Origin of the sequence: Leucothrix arctica, assembly GCF_003172895.1 — a bacterium.
Taxonomy (GTDB): domain Bacteria; phylum Pseudomonadota; class Gammaproteobacteria; order Thiotrichales; family Thiotrichaceae; genus Leucothrix; species Leucothrix arctica.
Window position 1 is genome coordinate 275,983 of the sequence record NZ_QGKL01000029.1, and the last position, 17,394, is coordinate 293,376.

16 protein-coding genes are annotated in these 17,394 nt (G+C 43.9%); 13 read left to right on the plus strand and 3 right to left on the minus strand.

Annotated elements, in window-relative coordinates:
- Positions 1 to 135: 135 nt before the first annotated feature.
- The 11 genes from DKT75_RS10370 to DKT75_RS10420 all read left to right on the plus strand — a co-directional run bounded on the left by DKT75_RS10370 (position 136) and on the right by DKT75_RS10420 (position 12,838).
- Positions 136 to 723 (plus strand): sigma-70 family RNA polymerase sigma factor, encoded by a 588-nt coding sequence (locus DKT75_RS10370; RefSeq protein ID WP_245923171.1) that lies wholly within the window; start codon positions 136 to 138, stop codon positions 721 to 723.
- Between the two features lie 10 nt (positions 724 to 733).
- Entirely contained in the window at positions 734 to 1,489 is a 756-nt protein-coding gene (locus tag DKT75_RS10375; protein ID WP_109823352.1) for a hypothetical protein, read from the plus strand.
- Positions 1,431 to 2,843 carry a S8 family serine peptidase gene (locus tag DKT75_RS10380; protein ID WP_109823353.1) on the plus strand — a complete coding sequence of 471 codons (1,413 nt, stop codon included), beginning with the start codon at positions 1,431 to 1,433 and terminating at the stop codon, positions 2,841 to 2,843. The genes DKT75_RS10375 and DKT75_RS10380 overlap by 59 nt, the downstream gene beginning before the upstream one ends.
- A gap of 55 nt (positions 2,844 to 2,898) precedes the next feature.
- On the plus strand, positions 2,899 to 3,477 hold the full coding sequence (lepB, locus tag DKT75_RS10385) for a signal peptidase I (RefSeq protein WP_109823354.1): 579 nt from the start codon (positions 2,899 to 2,901) through the stop codon (positions 3,475 to 3,477).
- On the plus strand, positions 3,477 to 4,136 hold the full coding sequence (bioD, locus tag DKT75_RS10390; RefSeq protein WP_109823355.1) for a dethiobiotin synthase: 660 nt from the start codon (positions 3,477 to 3,479) through the stop codon (positions 4,134 to 4,136). Before lepB ends, bioD begins: the two co-directional genes overlap by 1 nt.
- 33 nt (positions 4,137 to 4,169) lie before the next feature.
- A complete protein-coding gene (mnmG, locus tag DKT75_RS10395) occupies positions 4,170 to 6,062 on the plus strand; it encodes a tRNA uridine-5-carboxymethylaminomethyl(34) synthesis enzyme MnmG (protein ID WP_109823356.1) in 1,893 nt (630 codons plus the stop codon).
- Positions 6,059 to 6,682, plus strand: a complete 624-nt coding sequence (gene rsmG, locus DKT75_RS10400) for a 16S rRNA (guanine(527)-N(7))-methyltransferase RsmG (protein WP_109823357.1) — start codon at positions 6,059 to 6,061, stop codon at positions 6,680 to 6,682. Before mnmG ends, rsmG begins: the two co-directional genes overlap by 4 nt.
- Before the next feature lie 247 nt (positions 6,683 to 6,929).
- Positions 6,930 to 7,841: a glycine--tRNA ligase subunit alpha gene (glyQ, locus tag DKT75_RS10405; protein WP_109823358.1), complete on the plus strand. Its 912-nt coding sequence runs from the start codon at positions 6,930 to 6,932 to the stop codon at positions 7,839 to 7,841.
- Between the two features lie 12 nt (positions 7,842 to 7,853).
- Positions 7,854 to 9,929, plus strand: a complete 2,076-nt coding sequence (gene glyS / locus DKT75_RS10410) for a glycine--tRNA ligase subunit beta (protein WP_109823359.1) — start codon at positions 7,854 to 7,856, stop codon at positions 9,927 to 9,929.
- Positions 9,930 to 10,691: 762 nt separating this feature from the next.
- Positions 10,692 to 11,333, plus strand: coding sequence for a precorrin-8X methylmutase (locus tag DKT75_RS10415; RefSeq protein WP_109823360.1), 642 nt, complete (start codon positions 10,692 to 10,694; stop codon positions 11,331 to 11,333).
- A gap of 200 nt (positions 11,334 to 11,533) precedes the next feature.
- The gene (locus tag DKT75_RS10420) at positions 11,534 to 12,838 is read left to right on the plus strand and encodes an ankyrin repeat domain-containing protein (RefSeq protein ID WP_109823361.1); all 1,305 of its coding nucleotides are present in this window, start codon (positions 11,534 to 11,536) and stop codon (positions 12,836 to 12,838) included.
- A 4-nt stretch (positions 12,839 to 12,842) separates the two neighbouring features.
- Here the strand turns inward: DKT75_RS10420 and DKT75_RS22505 are convergent, their stop codons facing one another.
- A complete protein-coding gene (locus tag DKT75_RS22505) occupies positions 12,843 to 13,121 on the minus strand; it encodes a magnesium chelatase subunit ChlI family protein (protein WP_109823362.1) in 279 nt (92 codons plus the stop codon).
- Positions 13,064 to 14,356: a YifB family Mg chelatase-like AAA ATPase gene (locus tag DKT75_RS10430; protein ID WP_109823363.1), complete on the minus strand. Its 1,293-nt coding sequence runs from the start codon at positions 14,354 to 14,356 to the stop codon at positions 13,064 to 13,066. Before DKT75_RS10430 ends, DKT75_RS22505 begins: the two co-directional genes overlap by 58 nt.
- 158 nt (positions 14,357 to 14,514) lie before the next feature.
- Between DKT75_RS10430 and gpmI the strand changes: the two genes are divergently transcribed.
- A complete protein-coding gene (gene gpmI, locus DKT75_RS10435; protein ID WP_109823364.1) occupies positions 14,515 to 16,053 on the plus strand; it encodes a 2,3-bisphosphoglycerate-independent phosphoglycerate mutase in 1,539 nt (512 codons plus the stop codon).
- A gap of 71 nt (positions 16,054 to 16,124) precedes the next feature.
- Positions 16,125 to 16,760, plus strand: coding sequence for a CAP domain-containing protein (locus DKT75_RS10440; protein ID WP_109823365.1), 636 nt, complete (start codon positions 16,125 to 16,127; stop codon positions 16,758 to 16,760).
- Here the strand turns inward: DKT75_RS10440 and DKT75_RS10445 are convergent.
- Positions 16,757 to 17,380 carry a DsbA family protein gene (locus DKT75_RS10445; RefSeq protein WP_109823366.1) on the minus strand — a complete coding sequence of 208 codons (624 nt, stop codon included), beginning with the start codon at positions 17,378 to 17,380 and terminating at the stop codon, positions 16,757 to 16,759. The two genes, DKT75_RS10440 and DKT75_RS10445, sit on opposite strands and share 4 nt — an antisense overlap.
- Positions 17,381 to 17,394: the final 14 nt, after the last annotated feature.

The window sequence follows — 17,394 nt, forward strand, 5'->3', positions numbered from 1 at the left end:
GAACTGATCGGCTACTAGACTAACGAACAGAAACCTAATAATTGATGAGTGGGCTACTCAACACTTCTTCCCAATAGATGATACGAATTGAAATGAACTTTATGTCAATCCATAACTACTACACGACTGAAAGCAGTGCTGAAAGAGAATAAAAATAATCCGAAGACGGATGATCGTACCGAAGACACTGAGCTACTAAAGCTTATAGACGCGGGTGATCGAAATGCCTTTTCAACGCTGTACTTGAAGTACCAACCGCGCTTTTTGAAATATTGCACACGCGTTCTAAAAAACGACGTAGCATTAGCAGCGGACATTGTTGACGAAGCAATGATAGAGATTTGGAAGTCTGCAGGTAATTTTGCAGGTAAGTCTCTTCCGTCAACATGGATGTACTCCATAATGCGTTTCCGATTAATCGGCTATCTGCGTAAGAACAAGGAAATCCTCCTTGAAGACGACACAGCAGCAATTAATATGGAAGACACTGCTTTAAGGCCCGATGAAGAGCTAGAACTCAGCCAAACGAACAGTTCGTTGGTTAAGCAACTTGGACAGCTAAGTGATAAACACCGTGAAGTATTAGAACTGGTGTATTTCAAAGAGCTTTCCGTAAAAGAAGTTGCACTGACTTTAGACATATCAGAAGGAACAGTTAAAACACGCATGTTTTATGCGAGAAAGCATTTGAAAGAGATACTCACTCAGAAAGGGAATCTCTAGGTCAACTTATATGAAGACGACAACAAAGCAAGAAGTCATCAATTTGCTAGCTTGGTATAACCTTGGCAAGTTATCTGATGACGAAAAGAATATGGTCGAAAGTGCCCTGAAAGAAGATCCTTCTTTAAGAGAGCAACTTGCAATCGAAAAATCAATGACTGCACTTATCAAGGAAGATAAAACGCTTCTAGATCAGTCATTATTTGAAGATAGTCAAAGTCGCCTTGACGGTGTACTGGCTAAGATTGACCTATTAGAAGGTACTCAAGCAGCAACTAAGCCAGTTGTTGCTAAAAAAGCAGCGGTTGCAACCGAGGCAAAACAGAGCTTCTTCGCACAATTAAAAGCTAAGTTTGATGACTTATTAGCAAGTAGCTCACACAGCTTCACATATGCTGTCTTTGCTGCACTAACTGTCGTTCAACTAGGCCTACTAGTGTTCTTCATCGTTCCATCTGTTAATATGGAAGCTGAAGGTGAATACTATACTGCTAGTGCTGACACTCAGGTCGTAAATGACCCTGTGCAAAACGTAGCAGTAGAAGGTGGAACCGTTCTAATAATTGGTATGCAAGGTCATATTAGACTTGATGGCATTACTAGCTTATCAAGTGATGTTAAAATTGACCTTTTACCTAGTGCTAGTGGATACTACCGAGTTCGCGTTAATAAGAAATTATCGAACATAGAACTTCAGGAACTAAAGAATGAGCTGTCGAAAAAACATGGAGTCATCCAATTCATTGGTGAAGAATCTACTTTCTAACCGTGTTTTTACTACTGTCTTTGCATTTGGTATTAGCTGCTTAGTTTCTACACCACTATTTGCTCATAATAGTGGTGAGATTCATACACATTCAACGCTAATGAACCTTCCTGCTAATACAGCAGCAGGACCACAACGCACTCACTTCACACAACGCAATAATAATATTAATTATTACGGCTTCCTGCCAATTTATCAAATTGCTCCTCCGTTAACTATTATCACTCCACCTAAAGCCATTAAACCTAAACGTAATGATTTCGTAAAAGATGAGATCCTTTTAGTTTATGACTTTGGCCTGAAGAGAAAAGAAATAGAAGCAATTACGGAAAAGTACAAGCTTAAACGTAAATCAGGTATGGCGATTGGCGCACTAAGAAAAGGCGTTATTATTGCTGATACATTAGGTCAAAACCCACTAGATCTAATGGAAGACATTAACAAGGTTGAAAAAGACTTCGTTGCTAATACTAATAACTATTACTCCTTAGCAGCTAACAATACCTCAGTTTCCCCACCTAAATTAAATTACCCGCTTGCTCAAACAGGCGTTGGTAGAGCTCAACAGGTGTCGCGCGGAAGAGGCATTACTATAGGCATGGTTGATACGCCTGTAGATATTCGTCACCCTGCACTACGTGGCGTAAACATAGAACAGCACCTTATTGCCGACCCAAAAACAACTGAAAGTCGTGTACACGGGACATCTATTGCAGGTATTTTAGTCAGTAAAGACCCTCAGATTGGTGTAGCACCTGAAGCAAAGTTACTATCTGTTAGTGCTTTTTCATCCAGACCCGGACACCCGAAAGCACTTAGAGGAAAATCAACAGATATTGTTGCTGCAATCGCTTACTGCATCCAAAAGAAAGTCGATATTTTAAACCTCAGCTTTACTGGTGGACGCGACAAATTTGTTGAATCAATCATTCTAAATGCTATCCAGCGCGGCATCACTGTTGTTGCAGCCGGTGGAAATAAAGGAAAAGTGGGCAGCACTGTTTACCCTGCAGTCATAGAAGGTGTAATCGGTGTAACCGCCGTAGATCGTAATCAGCGATTATTTGCACAGGCTGATCGAGGCCGCTTTATTGATATCGCGGCACCTGGTGTTGGGATACTCACACTAGCACCACAAGGCAAATTCCAAATTTCAACAGGTACTTCAATGGCTGCAGCGCATCTTTCAGGTGTTCTCGCATTACTGAAGTCGTACCAACACCAGTACCCTTCAGAGCAACTAAACCTGACAACTATCGATCTGGGTCGGGAAGGCTGGGACCAAGAGTTTGGCAATGGCTTAGTAAACGCTAGTGCTGCACTTCGCCTTATTGGCGCCCCTCTGCCTTACTAAACACAGCCATAACAACAAAGAGAGCGGCAGCAATGTACTTCTGCACAAGCCTTATATGATGGGAATTAAGCTACGTTACTGGCTGATTGGAATTGTAATCATTTCAGCAGCAGTGACTTCCGGCGCAAAATATCAACTTAATCCTTACAACACCGCATCAGACACCTTTCGTGGTCGTGTATTAGGGTTTGAAATATTTAGAATCCCTAGTGGCTCAATGCAGCCAACACTGGTTCCCGGTGATAATATTTTTGTTTCCACTCGTATCTACAACGAGCAAGAGCCTCAAATTAATGACGTTATTATTTTCTTGTACCCAAAAAACAAGGAAGTAAATTACGTTAAACGCTTGATAGGACTTGGAGGTGACACTGTTCGCATAGAAAACTTCAATGTTTATGTGAATGATAAAATCATCAACCAGACCTACCTTGATAATAATTTTGTGCAAAGGCCTTTTTCCCGCTATATGCAAGAAATCACTATTCCAGAGGATAAGCTTTTCGTACTTGGGGACAACCGTGACAACAGTAATGATGGCCGCTTTTTTGGGCTGGTTGATAGAGCTGACGTGATTGGAAAGGCAAAAATGATCATCCTGGGAGAGCCTAAGCGCATAGGTCAAAAGCTATAATGAAAGGGCTTTTTGTAACCGGTACTGATACGGATGTTGGTAAAACATGGGTCGGTAGATTAATCGTTCAAGCGTTGATTGAAAAAGGTGCAAAGCTGCAACCACGCAAGCCAATAGAATCTGGCTGGCCTACAAACATAGATAAAGTCACATCAACAGACGCTTGGCATTTAGCTAATGCTGCAAATAAACTAGATCAACTCGATACTATTTGCCCCAACCGCTTCCCTGCTCCGCTCTCTCCTGTTCGAGCTGCTCGCATGGTTAATCAGTCTTTGTCTTTAGATAAAGTAGCAAAGCAATGCCTCGACAATTTACAACACGATGACTTTCTTTACGTAGAAGGCGCTGGTGGTTTTTATTCTCCTCTAGTCGAAGATGGCCTAAATGCGGACTTAGCCAGCAAACTGAAACTGCCCATCGTTTTAGTGGCTAATAATCGCCTTGGCTGCATGAATCATATCCTTATGACTCACGAGGCTATGCAGAATCGCGATTTAAATCTTTTAGCGGTAATACTCAACCAAGTTGAAGCCATTGACCACGATACGGCCATGAACAACCAAGAAGATTTACAAGAATACCTGACTCAGCCTGTTTTTAGCTTGCGTCACGGTCAAACCACCTTGCCAGCCCCCCTGGTAAATTTGCTATACTAGTGAGTTACTTAGACACTCGCTGGATACACTCCCATGTTATACCCAAAAAATTATGATGTAATCGTTGTCGGTGGCGGCCATGCCGGAACGGAAGCTGCTCTTGCAGCTGCACGCATGGGACAAAGCACACTATTACTTACCCACAACATCGAAACCATCGGCCAAATGAGCTGTAACCCTGCCATTGGTGGTATTGGTAAAGGTCACTTGGTTAAAGAAATTGATGCTTTAGGCGGTGCTATGGGTCATGCCGCTGACCGTGGTGGTATTCAGTTTAGAACACTTAATGCACGTAAAGGTCCCGCAGTACGTGCGACACGTGCTCAAGCAGATCGCGTCCTTTATAAAGCAGCGATTATGGACATTGTCCTTAATCAAGAAAACCTAGATGTATTCATGCAATCGGCAGACGACTTAATGGTTGAAAATGACACTGTCGTCGGTGTTATCTCACAGATGGGCGTCAAGTTCAGAGCAAAAGCGGTCGTACTAACCGTGGGTACATTCCTTGGCGGAAAGATCCATATCGGCATGGAAAATCATTCAGGTGGACGTGCAGGAGACCCTCCGTCTATTGCATTAGCTGATCGCCTAAGAGAATTACCGTTTCGTGTTGAGCGCCTGAAAACAGGTACGCCACCCCGTATTGATGCGCGCTCGATTGATTATACGAATCTTCAAGAGCAGCCGGGTGACACACCAACACCAGTATTTTCATATATTGGTAGCCGAGCTGAACACCCAAAACAAATTTCTTGCCACATTACACATACCAACCAAAAGACACACGACATCATCCTTGGCTCCCTAGATCGCTCGCCAATGTATTCAGGCGTCATTGAAGGAATTGGTCCTCGTTATTGTCCATCTATTGAGGATAAAGTTGTTCGCTTTGCTGATAAATCGAGCCACCAAATCTTCATTGAGCCAGAAGGCTTAAATACATACGAGATCTATCCTAACGGTATATCAACAAGCTTACCGTTCGACGTGCAGTTAGAGTTTGTGCGCTCGATGGTTGGCTTTGAAAATGCACACATTACTCGCCCTGGTTATGCGATTGAGTATGACTTCTTTGACCCTAGAGACCTAAAGCCAAGCTTAGAAACTAAGTTTATTAATGGATTGTTCTTTGCTGGTCAAATTAACGGAACCACTGGTTACGAAGAAGCCGGCGCACAAGGCTTACTGGCGGGTTTAAATGCCGGGCTACTCGTGCAAGGCAAAGAAGCTTGGACACCAAAACGTAACGAAGCATATATCGGCGTACTGGTAGATGACCTTATTACTTGTGGAACTCAAGAACCTTATCGCATGTTCACTAGTCGTGCTGAACACCGTCTATTGTTACGTGAAGATAATGCTGACTTACGTTTGACTGAGATCGGCTATAACTTGGGCTTGGTTGATGAAAATCGCTGGCGCTTGTTTAGCGAGAAAAGAGAGCAGGTAGAGAAAGAGTTGCAACGCGTACGTGGTACTTGCATTCACCCTTCTCAAATAACTGATGAGCAGAGCGAGCAGATATTCAAAGGTAAACTAAGTCGCGAGTACCATATGGATGAGCTAATACGCCGCCCTGATGTGACTTACAACAGTCTTCGTAGCATCGAAAGTGCCGGCCCAATGGTTGAAAACGAAGCTATAGCCGAGCAAGTAGAAGTGCAAATTAAGTATGCGGGTTATATCGAACGCCAGCAGCTTGAAGTGGATAAACAACTAAAACAGGAAGGCACTGCGATACCAGACAACTTGAATTACACCTTAGTATCTGGCCTATCTAATGAAGTGCGTCAGAAATTTACCGACCAACGCCCTGTTACCGTTGGCCATGCATCACGTATTCCTGGCGTTACACCTGCAGCGATTTCAATATTGATCGTTCACTTAAAGAAGAAACAACTCCAACTAAAGGCAAGTGCATGAGCGACAAACTTTGGAAATTAGGTATCGAGAAACTAGACCTCGATATTACTGATGCACACATTGAAAAACTTAAGCACTACGTCACGCTTTTAGATCGCTGGAATAAGACTTACAACCTGACCGCTGTTCGTAACCCGAATGACATGATTCCAGCACATATTTTTGACAGTTTAGTCGTCGCTCCACATATTGATGGGGAAAACTGTTTAGATGTTGGCAGTGGCGCGGGGCTTCCTGGTATTCCATTATCGATTCTTCAGCCTGATCGTCAATTCACCATGCTGGATACTAACGGTAAAAAGACGCGTTTTATTCAACAGGCAATTATTGAGCTTGGCTTACCAAACGCTTCCGTTGTGCAAAGTCGTGTCGCCGAATGGCAGTCAGAGACTAAGTTTGACGCTATTATCAGCCGTGCATTTGCCTCTATTGCTGACTTTGTTGATGGTTGCAGCATGCACCTTAAGGACAAAGGCGCTATTTATGCTATGAAGGGTCAGTACCCATCAGAAGAACTAATTTACACACCCAAAGGTTATGAATTAGTAGAAAAAATAGTATTAGAAGTCCCGTATCTAGAAGGTGAACGCCATTTGTTAAAAATTATTAACACTGGCTAAATCACGGCTCTGGGTATATTTCTGAGGCGAGAAATAACGTACAATAATTGCATAACTAGTTACAAAGTTTATCCCTTAATTACTAGTTATAATATCTCCTTCTTTACACTAGTTAATCATGCAAATGATTTTTGGGCGCTAACAGTTTTCTGTTCAGCGCCATTCTTTTATTTAGTGCGAAGAAACACTCCTCAGCAAAAATACCGTATAATCCTCACCTTTACTGAAACTGCTGAATTCACTGAAAATGTCTGAATATAATGTCACTACCTTTCAAGGGCAAATCTTCGCTCTTCAGGATTACTGGGCTAAGCATGGCTGTGCCATTCTTCAACCTTACGATATGCCAATGGGCGCAGGAACATTCCACCCTGCAACCTTCTTAAGAGCGATTGGCCCTGAGCCATGGCGTGCAGCCTATGTACAGCCTTCACGTCGCCCTACTGATGGCCGTTATGGTGAGAATCCAAACAGACTTCAGCACTATTATCAGTTCCAAACACTGCTAAAGCCTTCGCCAGATAACATTCAAGAGCTATACCTTGGCTCATTGAAGGCAATCGGCATCGACCCGCTTAAGCATGACGTCCGTTTTGTAGAAGACAACTGGGAGTCACCAACGCTAGGTGCGTGGGGCTTGGGTTGGGAGATTTGGCTTAATGGTATGGAGGTGTCACAGTTCACCTACTTCCAGCAAGTCGGTGGTCTAGACTGCACACCTGTTTCAGGTGAACTAACTTATGGACTTGAACGACTTGCAATGTATGTGCAAAACGTTGAAAACGTTTACGACCTAGTCTGGACAGAAAGCCCTGAAGGTACCATCACTTACGGTGATGTTTACCACCAAAACGAAGTTGAGCAGTCTACTTACAACTTCGAAAAGGCTAACGTCGAAGAGCTATTCCATCAGTTTGATGAGGCTGAAAAAGTCAGTAATGCAATGATCGAAGACGGTCTGCCACTCCCTGCTTATGAGCAGATGCTAACCGCCTCACACGTATTCAACTTGCTAGATGCCCGTCACGCCATTTCTGTGACAGAGCGTCAGCGATATATTTTACGTGTTCGTGCATTGTCTCGTGGTATTGCTCAGGCTTACTACGACTCTCGTGAGAAGCTTGGCTTCCCGATGCTTAAAACTGACAACGTCAAATAAGGAGATCTAGCAATGACTACTACAGCAGACTTGCTGATCGAAATTGGTACTGAAGAGCTACCACCGAAGACGCTAAACAAATTATCAGCAGCATTAACGAGTCACTTTGCGGCGAGCTTAAAAGAAGCAAACCTTGAGCATGGTGAAGTCACCTCATACTCATCACCTCGTCGTTTAGCGATCATGGTGAAAGACGTTGCAGCATTTCAGGCAGACCAACTGGTTGAAAAACGCGGCCCTGCTCTAAAAGCAGCACTTGATAAAGAAGGCAACCCAAGTAAAGCCGCACAAGGTTTTGCGCGTTCTTGCGGTATTGAGTTTGACCAGCTTCAGCAAATTGAAACAAGCAAAGGTACTTACCTTAACTTCAAGCAAGAAGTAAAAGGTCTAGCCGCTACTGCACTACTACCTGACATGCTAAACAAAGCGCTAGCGGCACTGCCGATTGCTAAGCGTATGCGTTGGGGTGCTAGTGACATTGAATTTGTGCGTCCAGTTCATTGGATCGTATTCCTACTAGGCGATGACATTGTTGATGCTGAAGTACTTGGTATCCAGTCTGGCCGTGACAGTCGTGGGCATCGTTTCCACCACCCAGAAAATATCACTCTAAACAAAGCAACGGACTACCTTGCAGCGCTGGAGAAAGCTTATGTTATGGCTGACCAACCAAGTCGTCGCGAGAGTGTTCGCCAGCAAGCGACTGATTCTGCAATTGCGCTAGGTGGAACGGCTGTTATCGACGCTGACTTGCTTGATGAAGTGACTAACCTTGTCGAATGGCCTGTTGCGGTTCACGGTAACTTCCCTGAGAAGTTCTTAGACATTCCTCAAGAATGTTTGATCAGCAGTATGCAAGATCACCAGAAGTATTTCCCTGTGGTTGATGCCGATGGCAAATTAATGCCTCACTTCATCACTATCTCAAACATTGAAAGCTCGGATGTTGAAGTAGTGCGTGACGGTAATGAGCGTGTTATCTCGCCTCGTTTCAGTGATGCGGCATTCTTCTGGGAGCAAGACTGCAAAATCCCATTGATCGAACGTAGTGAAGCGACTAAGAAAATTGTATTCCAACAAAAGCTTGGTACGTTGTTTGAAAAGACAGAACGTGTTGCGCTGCTTGCGGGAAACATTGCTGAACAACTTGGCGAAAACGTTGAGCACGCTGTACGCGCTGCAAAACTAAGTAAGTGTGACCTAAGCAGTGACATGGTTTATGAGTTTACTGACTTACAAGGCATCATGGGCCGTTACTATGCACTGAGCGATGGCGAGCCAGAAGCTGTTGCTTATGCACTTGAGGAACAGTACAAGCCTGGTTTTGCTGGCGATACTATTCCTCAGTACATGACGGGTAAGATTCTTTCCCTGTCAGATAAGCTAGATACGATTTTAGGTATCTTCGCTATTGGTCAAAAGCCAACCGGTACAAAAGATCCATTTGCACTTCGTCGTGCAGCATTGGGGGCTTTGCGTATCATTATCGAAGGCGACCTTAAACTAGACTTACGTGATCTTCTTAGCTTTGCGGCTGCTGGCTTGCAAGATAAGGTCGACGCTAAAGCGGCTATCGACACAACTTACCAGTACATCATGGAGCGGCTACGTGCGTACTACCAAGATCAAGGTGTTGGCCCAGATGTAGTTGAAGCGGTTTCAGCAATGAACATCAGCTCACCTATTGAGTTTGAGCACCGCGTTAAAGCGGTTAATGTATTTAAAGAGCTGCCAGAAGCTGTGCCACTCGCTGCTGCAAATAAGCGTATTGCTAATATTCTTAAGAAACTAGATGAGCCTGTGACTGAATCAGTTAAAGTTGATTTGTTTATTGAAGCTCAAGAACCAGCGCTTTACGACGTCATTAAACAGCAACAGTCGAAGCTAGAACCACTACTCGCAAGCAATAACTACCAAGAAGCACTGTTATCGCTAGCTGCGATTCGCCCAGAAGTAGATGCATTCTTTGATGGTGTGATGATTATGAGTGACGATATAGCCTTGAAAAACAACCGCTTAGCATTACTTACTGAGCTACGTGCCCTGTTTTTACAGGTTGCTGACTTATCTAGTCTGCAAGGCGCTTAAAGCCTGACCAAGTGTTATAAGTAGGTATTCACTACTGCTTATAACTTGTTCGTGACAAGTAGTCGGTTGCGGATAGCCTTGAACCTAAGTGAGCCTCTAAGATACACACATCTTAAGGAACTAAGGCAAGGCACAAAGTAAGGATGCTTTGGCATTGCAATTAAGATGCTCAGGGATTGAGCGTCGCACCAAAAAAAGCGTCTTTCGCCGGGGGAAGCAAAAGACGCATACTGAGATTGACGGTGGTCTTATTTTTGTTATTAATAAACCGTTCGTATCTCGGGGGCTTGCTGGTAAAGCTGTATTAAGTAAGGACTATTTAACATCCTTACTTAGGAATAAAATGTGCCCTTCTCTGGGGAGAGTCAGGGCACAGGGGTTGAGACTGACGATGATCTTATTTTTATTATTAAGTAATCCGTCTCATCTCGGGGCTTTTCGTTATTATTATCAATCTACATGTCTTACTAGTTATGAATATATAGTTGCAATCGGAGTGCCAACTTTTCGATACCGCACCTAAGTCACTGATTAACAATCAAATACAATAAAAAATACTAATCTAAAACACTTTTAATATGACGTCGTAAGCTGACACTATGACTTTCTTCTTGTCAGCAAGTGACAGTAAGACCGTGACTATGTCACTATGCTTTCAGAGAAACGCACATTAACTGATCAATAAAAGCACAATTACATCAAACTCCTGCGTCTGCTGGCAAAAAACCCACTCTCATTGCAATACTTCATAGGCACATACTCATGATTAAGTACGAACGTGACCCAAAGCTTATCCAAAAAGCATCGATTAAAAGTATTCGTGAGACGCTCCAACTTGATGACGTAAAAAGTCATGAACAGCAGTTACTCGTTCGAATGGTTTATGCCTATGGCGATACCAATATTGTTCCTGATACTCATATAAGCGATACCGCGATTGAAAGCGGACTACTTGCACTTAAGAAAAATGCCAACATTATTTGTGACTCCAAAATGGTCATGGAGGGGTTGAAGCAACAATACCTAAGCAAAGAACCTATCTGTCTAATTGATCGCCCCAAAGTTATTTCTCAAGCCAAGGCAAACAAGATTACCCGCGCCATGGTATCGGTCGACAACTGGAAGCGTTACGCAGAAGGAAGTATCGTTTTAATTGGTAACGAAGAGACTGCTTTATTACGACTAATGGAGCTATTAGAACAAGATAAAATTGGCAAGCCTGCACTCATTATCGGCATCCCTCGCGGCTATCTAAATACAGTTAAAGCCAAGCAATACCTCTGGGATAACCACAAACAGTTGGGTACGCCTTGTATGACAGTCTCCGGGACAAAAGGAGGTAGTACACTGACAGCCGCAGCAATGAATGGCTTAATTTACCTGCAAGAAGGTGTTTTGCTCTAAAAACCCACAAAATAGCTCACTTCCCGCATAACAAATACCTGACACCTCTGTATAAATTACGTTATATTAGATTGGCTGTTTGTTACTCGTAAGACACGCCAAAAGGCTGGCGCTAATCTATAAAATTACGATCAAAAAGCAGTCAGAAATCTCGCGTAACAAACAATTAAAAAACAGACTACTAGGGAAAGGGTCCATACATGATTTTTTTTAGATTCATGTCTGCTGTCGCACTACCAGCTATGCTGGTGCTATCTGGATGTGGCGGTGAATCATCGACAATAAATTCAACTGCTGGAGCAATAACGCCTGACAACTCAAATAATACAGAGTCAGGAACAACTCCTTCAGCGACACCAGTTGGTGCTGCAAGCCCTAAAGGCTTTGCAGCACCAACATACACTACAAAAAAGCGTAATCTTCAACGACGCGCTGTACCTCCTCGACCTGCAGGTGGTCCCGTTATATCTAAAGCAATGGCGGACAACCTAAATGCGGGTAGCATGAAAGAAGCTGAGCGTTTCTTAAAAATGGGTGCTGATGTCAATTACACTGGCACAAACAGGGAACCTGTTTTATACACCGCTATACGTCGTGGTAATTACGAGTTCGCTGATAGCTTAATTTTGCATGGGGCTAATGCAAATTTAGCAAACGGCAACGGCACAAGTCCGCTACAGCTTGCTATCATGAAAGGCCATCAACCAACAGTTGACCTATTACTTAAGAATGGTGCAGATGCTGACTATTCTAGTAATCAAGGCAGCTTGCTAGGTATGGCTGTTGAGAGAGGCAACACACCTCTTGCTAGACAATTACTGGAGTATGGCGCAAGCGCAGATTCACGTGGCGTACGTGGCACTGTCCTTTATAGCGCAGTGGTAAGTGGTAATAAAGGCCTGACCTCTTCCCTATTACAATATAAAGCTAACGCTAATACAGTGACACCTGACGGTCGTATTCTTCATACCGCAGTTGCAGGAAGTCACACATCAATTGTACAAGAGCTTCTTCGTTATGGCGCAGATGCAAATATTGGAGCACTCAAAGGTACTCCGATACAAATGGCTATTCGTACAGGTAATGCAGCTATCGTAGGCTTACTGACACGTGGTGGCGCATCATCTAATGTATCTGACAGTATCGGTGAGAGCTTGTTACACAAAGCATCTGCTCGTGGCTTAACAGGCGTTGTCCAGTCACTTATTAGTGGTGGCGCGGATGTTAATGCAACCGATAAATTTAACGAGACGCCTCTGCACGAAGCTGCAGCAAAGGGTCAGTTGGACGTCGTTAAATTACTACTAGCAAGCGGCGCAAACAAAAGAGCCCTAACGACTAAAGGCTGGACAGCATTACATGAGTCTGCACGTTTCGGTCATGCCGAAACATCGTCATACCTTATTGCTCAAGGCTTAAGTCGTAACGCTAAAAACAGTGACGGCATGACACCAAAAGCACTCGCAGCACATTTGAATCATACTGCTGTTATGCCAATGCTATAAACGACTATTGGGCTGCCAATAATCGATCCATCGCACGATACGAGACAGCTTCACTCAGGTGGGCTGTCTCGATGTTTTCTGCTTGATCAAGATCCGCAATGGTTCTTGCGACCTTCAATATCCGATGCCTGGCTCTCGCTGACAGTTTAAACTTCTCTAATACCATCCCCAGTAACTCTTCATCATCCTTCGACAAGCCGCAGTACGTTTTAATTTGGCTAGCCGCTAATGCATAATTTGGTTTCTGCTGACGCAGCTGTTGTATTTCTCTAGCTGCACACACACGTCTTTCACTTGCTGACTTGTTTCTGAGTCCTCATCATTACTCATATCCACATGACTCACTCTCGGAACATTGATTTGTATATCGATGCGATCAAGGAAAGGCGCAGATAGTCGTTTACGATAACGACGCTGCTGCTCCATCGTGCACTGGCACTGAGTATTCAAGTCACAATCTAAACCTTGAGGACATGGGTTCATCGCAGCAATGAGTTGGAACTGTGCAGGATAATTAGCTTGTCGTGCCGCACGCGATAAGACAATTTTACCCGTCTCTAGTGGCTCTCTTAACACCTCTAACACAGGCCCTTTAAACTGAGTTAACTCATCTAAAAACAATACACCATGATGTGCCAATGAGATTTCACCCGGCATGACTTTCGCTCCACCGCCAACTAAGGCGACTGCCGAAGCGGTATGATGCGGCTCACGAAAAGGACGCCTTGCCCAATCATCTGGATCAAAGCCATGATGACTCACCGACGCAATTGAAGCTGACTCCAACGCCTCTTGCTCAGTCATCTCTGGCAAAATTGTGGGTAAGCGACTCGCCAACATGGTTTTACCCGTACCTGGAGGCCCCACCATTAATAAATGGTGCCCGCCCGCTGCGGCTATTTCTAATGCTCGTTTTGCTTGAAACTGGCCTTTCACATCAGACAAGTCGACGGTGTAACTACTCTCCTGCTGACTAATATCCGCACGCTTATAGTGATCCAGTAGTTTTTTGTTATTAAGATGCTCGACTACTTCAATCAAATTTCGGCAAGGCAGTACTTTTGCCTGCTGAATTATCCCGGCTTCTTTCGCATTTTCAGCCGGTAATATAATTGCCCTTCCCTCACCATGCGCCGCAAAAGCGGTTGGCAATACTGCACTGACGACACGTAATTCACCACTTAACGCTAACTCGCCGATAAACTCATATTCATCTAAAGCAGATTGTTCAATTTGTTGTGACGCTGCCAAAATACCAACGGCAATCGGCAAGTCAAAACGCCCACCTTGCTTTGGCTTATCGGCAGGTGCAAGGTTGACAGTAATGCGATTATTAGGAAATTCAAAACCAGAATTAATGATCGCAGAACGTACTCGATCCTTACTTTCTTTAACCGCAGCTTCCGGTAATCCAACAATAGAAAACCCTGGTAAACCATAACTAAGATCAACCTCAACACTGACTTGGGGAGCATTTACACCATCGTTGGTGCGCGTATATGAAACGGCTAGAGTCATGATTTTATTATTAGTTATTTGACAAGACTCTCCATGCTAGCAAAAGGCCAGAGCATCCGTCGCAACATCAGACAAGAGGAAGTAAGCTTTAATGTGCAGCAAAAGCCAAAATAATCTACACTAGGCCTATTTATGTGATCCCTTAAAGGCTTATTACTGTGACTACTGTTTCTGCTCCTCGTCGTAACACAATTTTGATTATTCTTGATGGCTTTGGTACTAACCCTAGCAAACAAAACAATGCCGTTTATGAGGCTAATACTCCTAACTTGGATCGTTACTTCGGCTCAAACACACACACAACACTACAAGCATCGGGTAACCCTGTCGGACTTCCAGAAGGCCAAATGGGTAACTCTGAAGTGGGTCACTTAACCATTGGTTGCGGCACCATCATCAAGCAAAACTTGGTACGTATTGATGACGCGATTGAAGATGGTAGCTTTGCTAAAGACGAAACGATCCTAAACGCAATCAAAGCAGCGAAATCAGCTAACCGCCCTTTACACTTAATTGGATTAGCTTCTGACGGTGGTGTTCATAGCCATATCACCCACCTTTGCGCTTTAATTGAAATCTGTGCTGAGAATGGTGTAACGCCAATGATTCATGCGATTACAGATGGCCGTGACACGTCACCTAAGTCAGGTAAGCGTTTCATCAAAATCATACAAGACTGCCTAGACAAGAATGGCGGAAAAATCGCATCAGTCAGTGGTCGTTTCTACGCAATGGACCGTGACCAACGCTGGGAACGTACTGAGCAAGCATGGCAAGCAATGGCAAACCACCAAGGCCCTAACTTCGCTAATGCTATGGATGTCATGGAAGCGGGCTATGCGGCTGGTGAGACTGACGAATTCATTACACCTTGCTTCATTGATGGCGCAGAAAAGGTTCAAAGTAATGACTCTGTTTTATTCTTCAACTTCCGTAATGACCGTCCACGCCAAATGGCTGCCGCACTAGCACCAACAACATTTGACGGTTTTGATCGTGGTGATTTTGAAGGTGTTAGCCTCACAACAATGACTGAGTATGATAGTGTCTTAACAGGCCCTATCGTTTTTGCTAAAGAAGAGCCTGCAACATGCCTATCTAAGGTCATCAGTGAAGCAGGCATCAAGCAACTTCATTGTGCTGAAACAGAGAAATACGCTCACGTTACTTTCTTCTTCAACGGTGGAAAAGAAGAGCCTTATGAAGGTGAAGACCGTATCGTTATCAAGTCACCAGATGTAACAACATACGATGAGTGCCCAGAAATGAGCGCTGCTGAAGTGGCTGATACGGTTGTTGGAGCACTGAATGAAAAAGAGCATGGTTTCATCGTTGTAAACTTTGCGAATGGCGACATGGTAGGTCACACAGCGATCCCTGATGCCATCATCAAAGCAGTTGAAGCGATGGATACTGAGGTAGGTCGTGTCCTAGACGCTGCTGTCGCAAATGATTACTCAGTGATCTTAACGGCTGACCACGGTAATTGTGATGAGTATGTTGACCCGATCAGCAAAGAGCCAAATACACAACACACGGTTTACCCTGTACCTTGCTTACTAATCGACCAAGTATATTGGACAGTTAGCTCAAGTGGTGGTCTTGGAAACCTTGCACCTACCATCTTGCAATTGATGGGCTTAGAGCAACCAAAAGAAATGAGCTGTAAGTCATTACTACTGACTGAACTCGCATAAAAACAGTTTGCTAAAGGATCTGCAGACTCGTTCAAATGGATTTGTTTTCTGAATTTAATAGGAAAATAATAATGTCTTGGAAAAACACCAAAAAGGTCGCTATTAGTTTAGCGGCCGCTGTATTACTTGTGGCTTGCGGTGGTGGAAATAGCAACCAAAAAGAAGTTGTTAGACACACTGCTCCAGATGCACATGGACACAAAGAAGCAACAGCCTTAGGCGCAATTTCTAATCGTAGTCGGTTTGCTAATAGTGTTGCAGCACACAACAAAGTCAGAACAGCGCACGGGCTTAACCCGATGCGTTGGTCAGATAGTTTGGCGGCTTATGCTCAGGAATGGGCTGATCAGTTAGCAAACACTAACAATTGTAAAATGCGTCATCGTCCACACAATGGCGGGAAGTTTAACCAAGTACACGGTGAAAACTTATGGTGGGCAAGCCCAAGAGTGTGGTCTGACGGTTTGAAAGAAGTTCAAAACATTACTATTGATCGTGTTGTAAAAGATTGGGCCGATGAAAAGCCGTTTTACAACTACAATACTAACGGCTGTAAAGCCGGCGAACAATGTGGCCACTACACACAGATAGTATGGAGAGAGACCACAGAGGTCGGCTGTGCTTACCAACAATGTAGTGATAAGTCACAGCTTTGGGTGTGTAACTACAACCCACCGGGTAATTATATCGGTGAGCGTCCTTACTAAACGCCCAGTGCTTTTAGTGTCGCTTTAGCTTGGTTGTAATCTAGCGGGATAGACTTATACCCTTTAGAAGTATGTAGTATCAAACTAGGAAAGCCTTGAGCGCCGATTTCAGCGCTCAAGCGCATTTCCGCTTTCAGTGCTTTATTCGTGTGCGCGCTGTTCAAGTCTTTCTCAAAGTACACTTCATTCAGACCCAACTCACCTGCAATCTCAACTAACGTAGCATCGTCTGACGGATTTCTCGCGTTCAAATAATACGCTTCTTGGATAGCACGAATCATCGGCTTTTCTTTATCTGGGTTCTGACTTTTTGCCGCAAGTACCGCGCGACATGAAGGGTAAGTAGAACGACGTGGGTGGCATTTTTTCCAGAAGTCAAAGTTGAATTCTGTACCCGGAATGCGCTTCTGAATATCTTTCCAAGTACCTTGTAACGATTTCTGCATTTCTTTAGGCATTGGCGCTGTTGAATCTGGTGCTAAACCACCCATTACATAACGAACCTCAATATGCTTAGGTAGTTTGTGTAAAATTCTTTCCCACGTAGGCACAAAGCCCCAACACCAACTGCACATTGGGTCGTGAACGTAGTAAAGTATAGTCTGATTACTCTGAGTCATTATTGAAACCTATA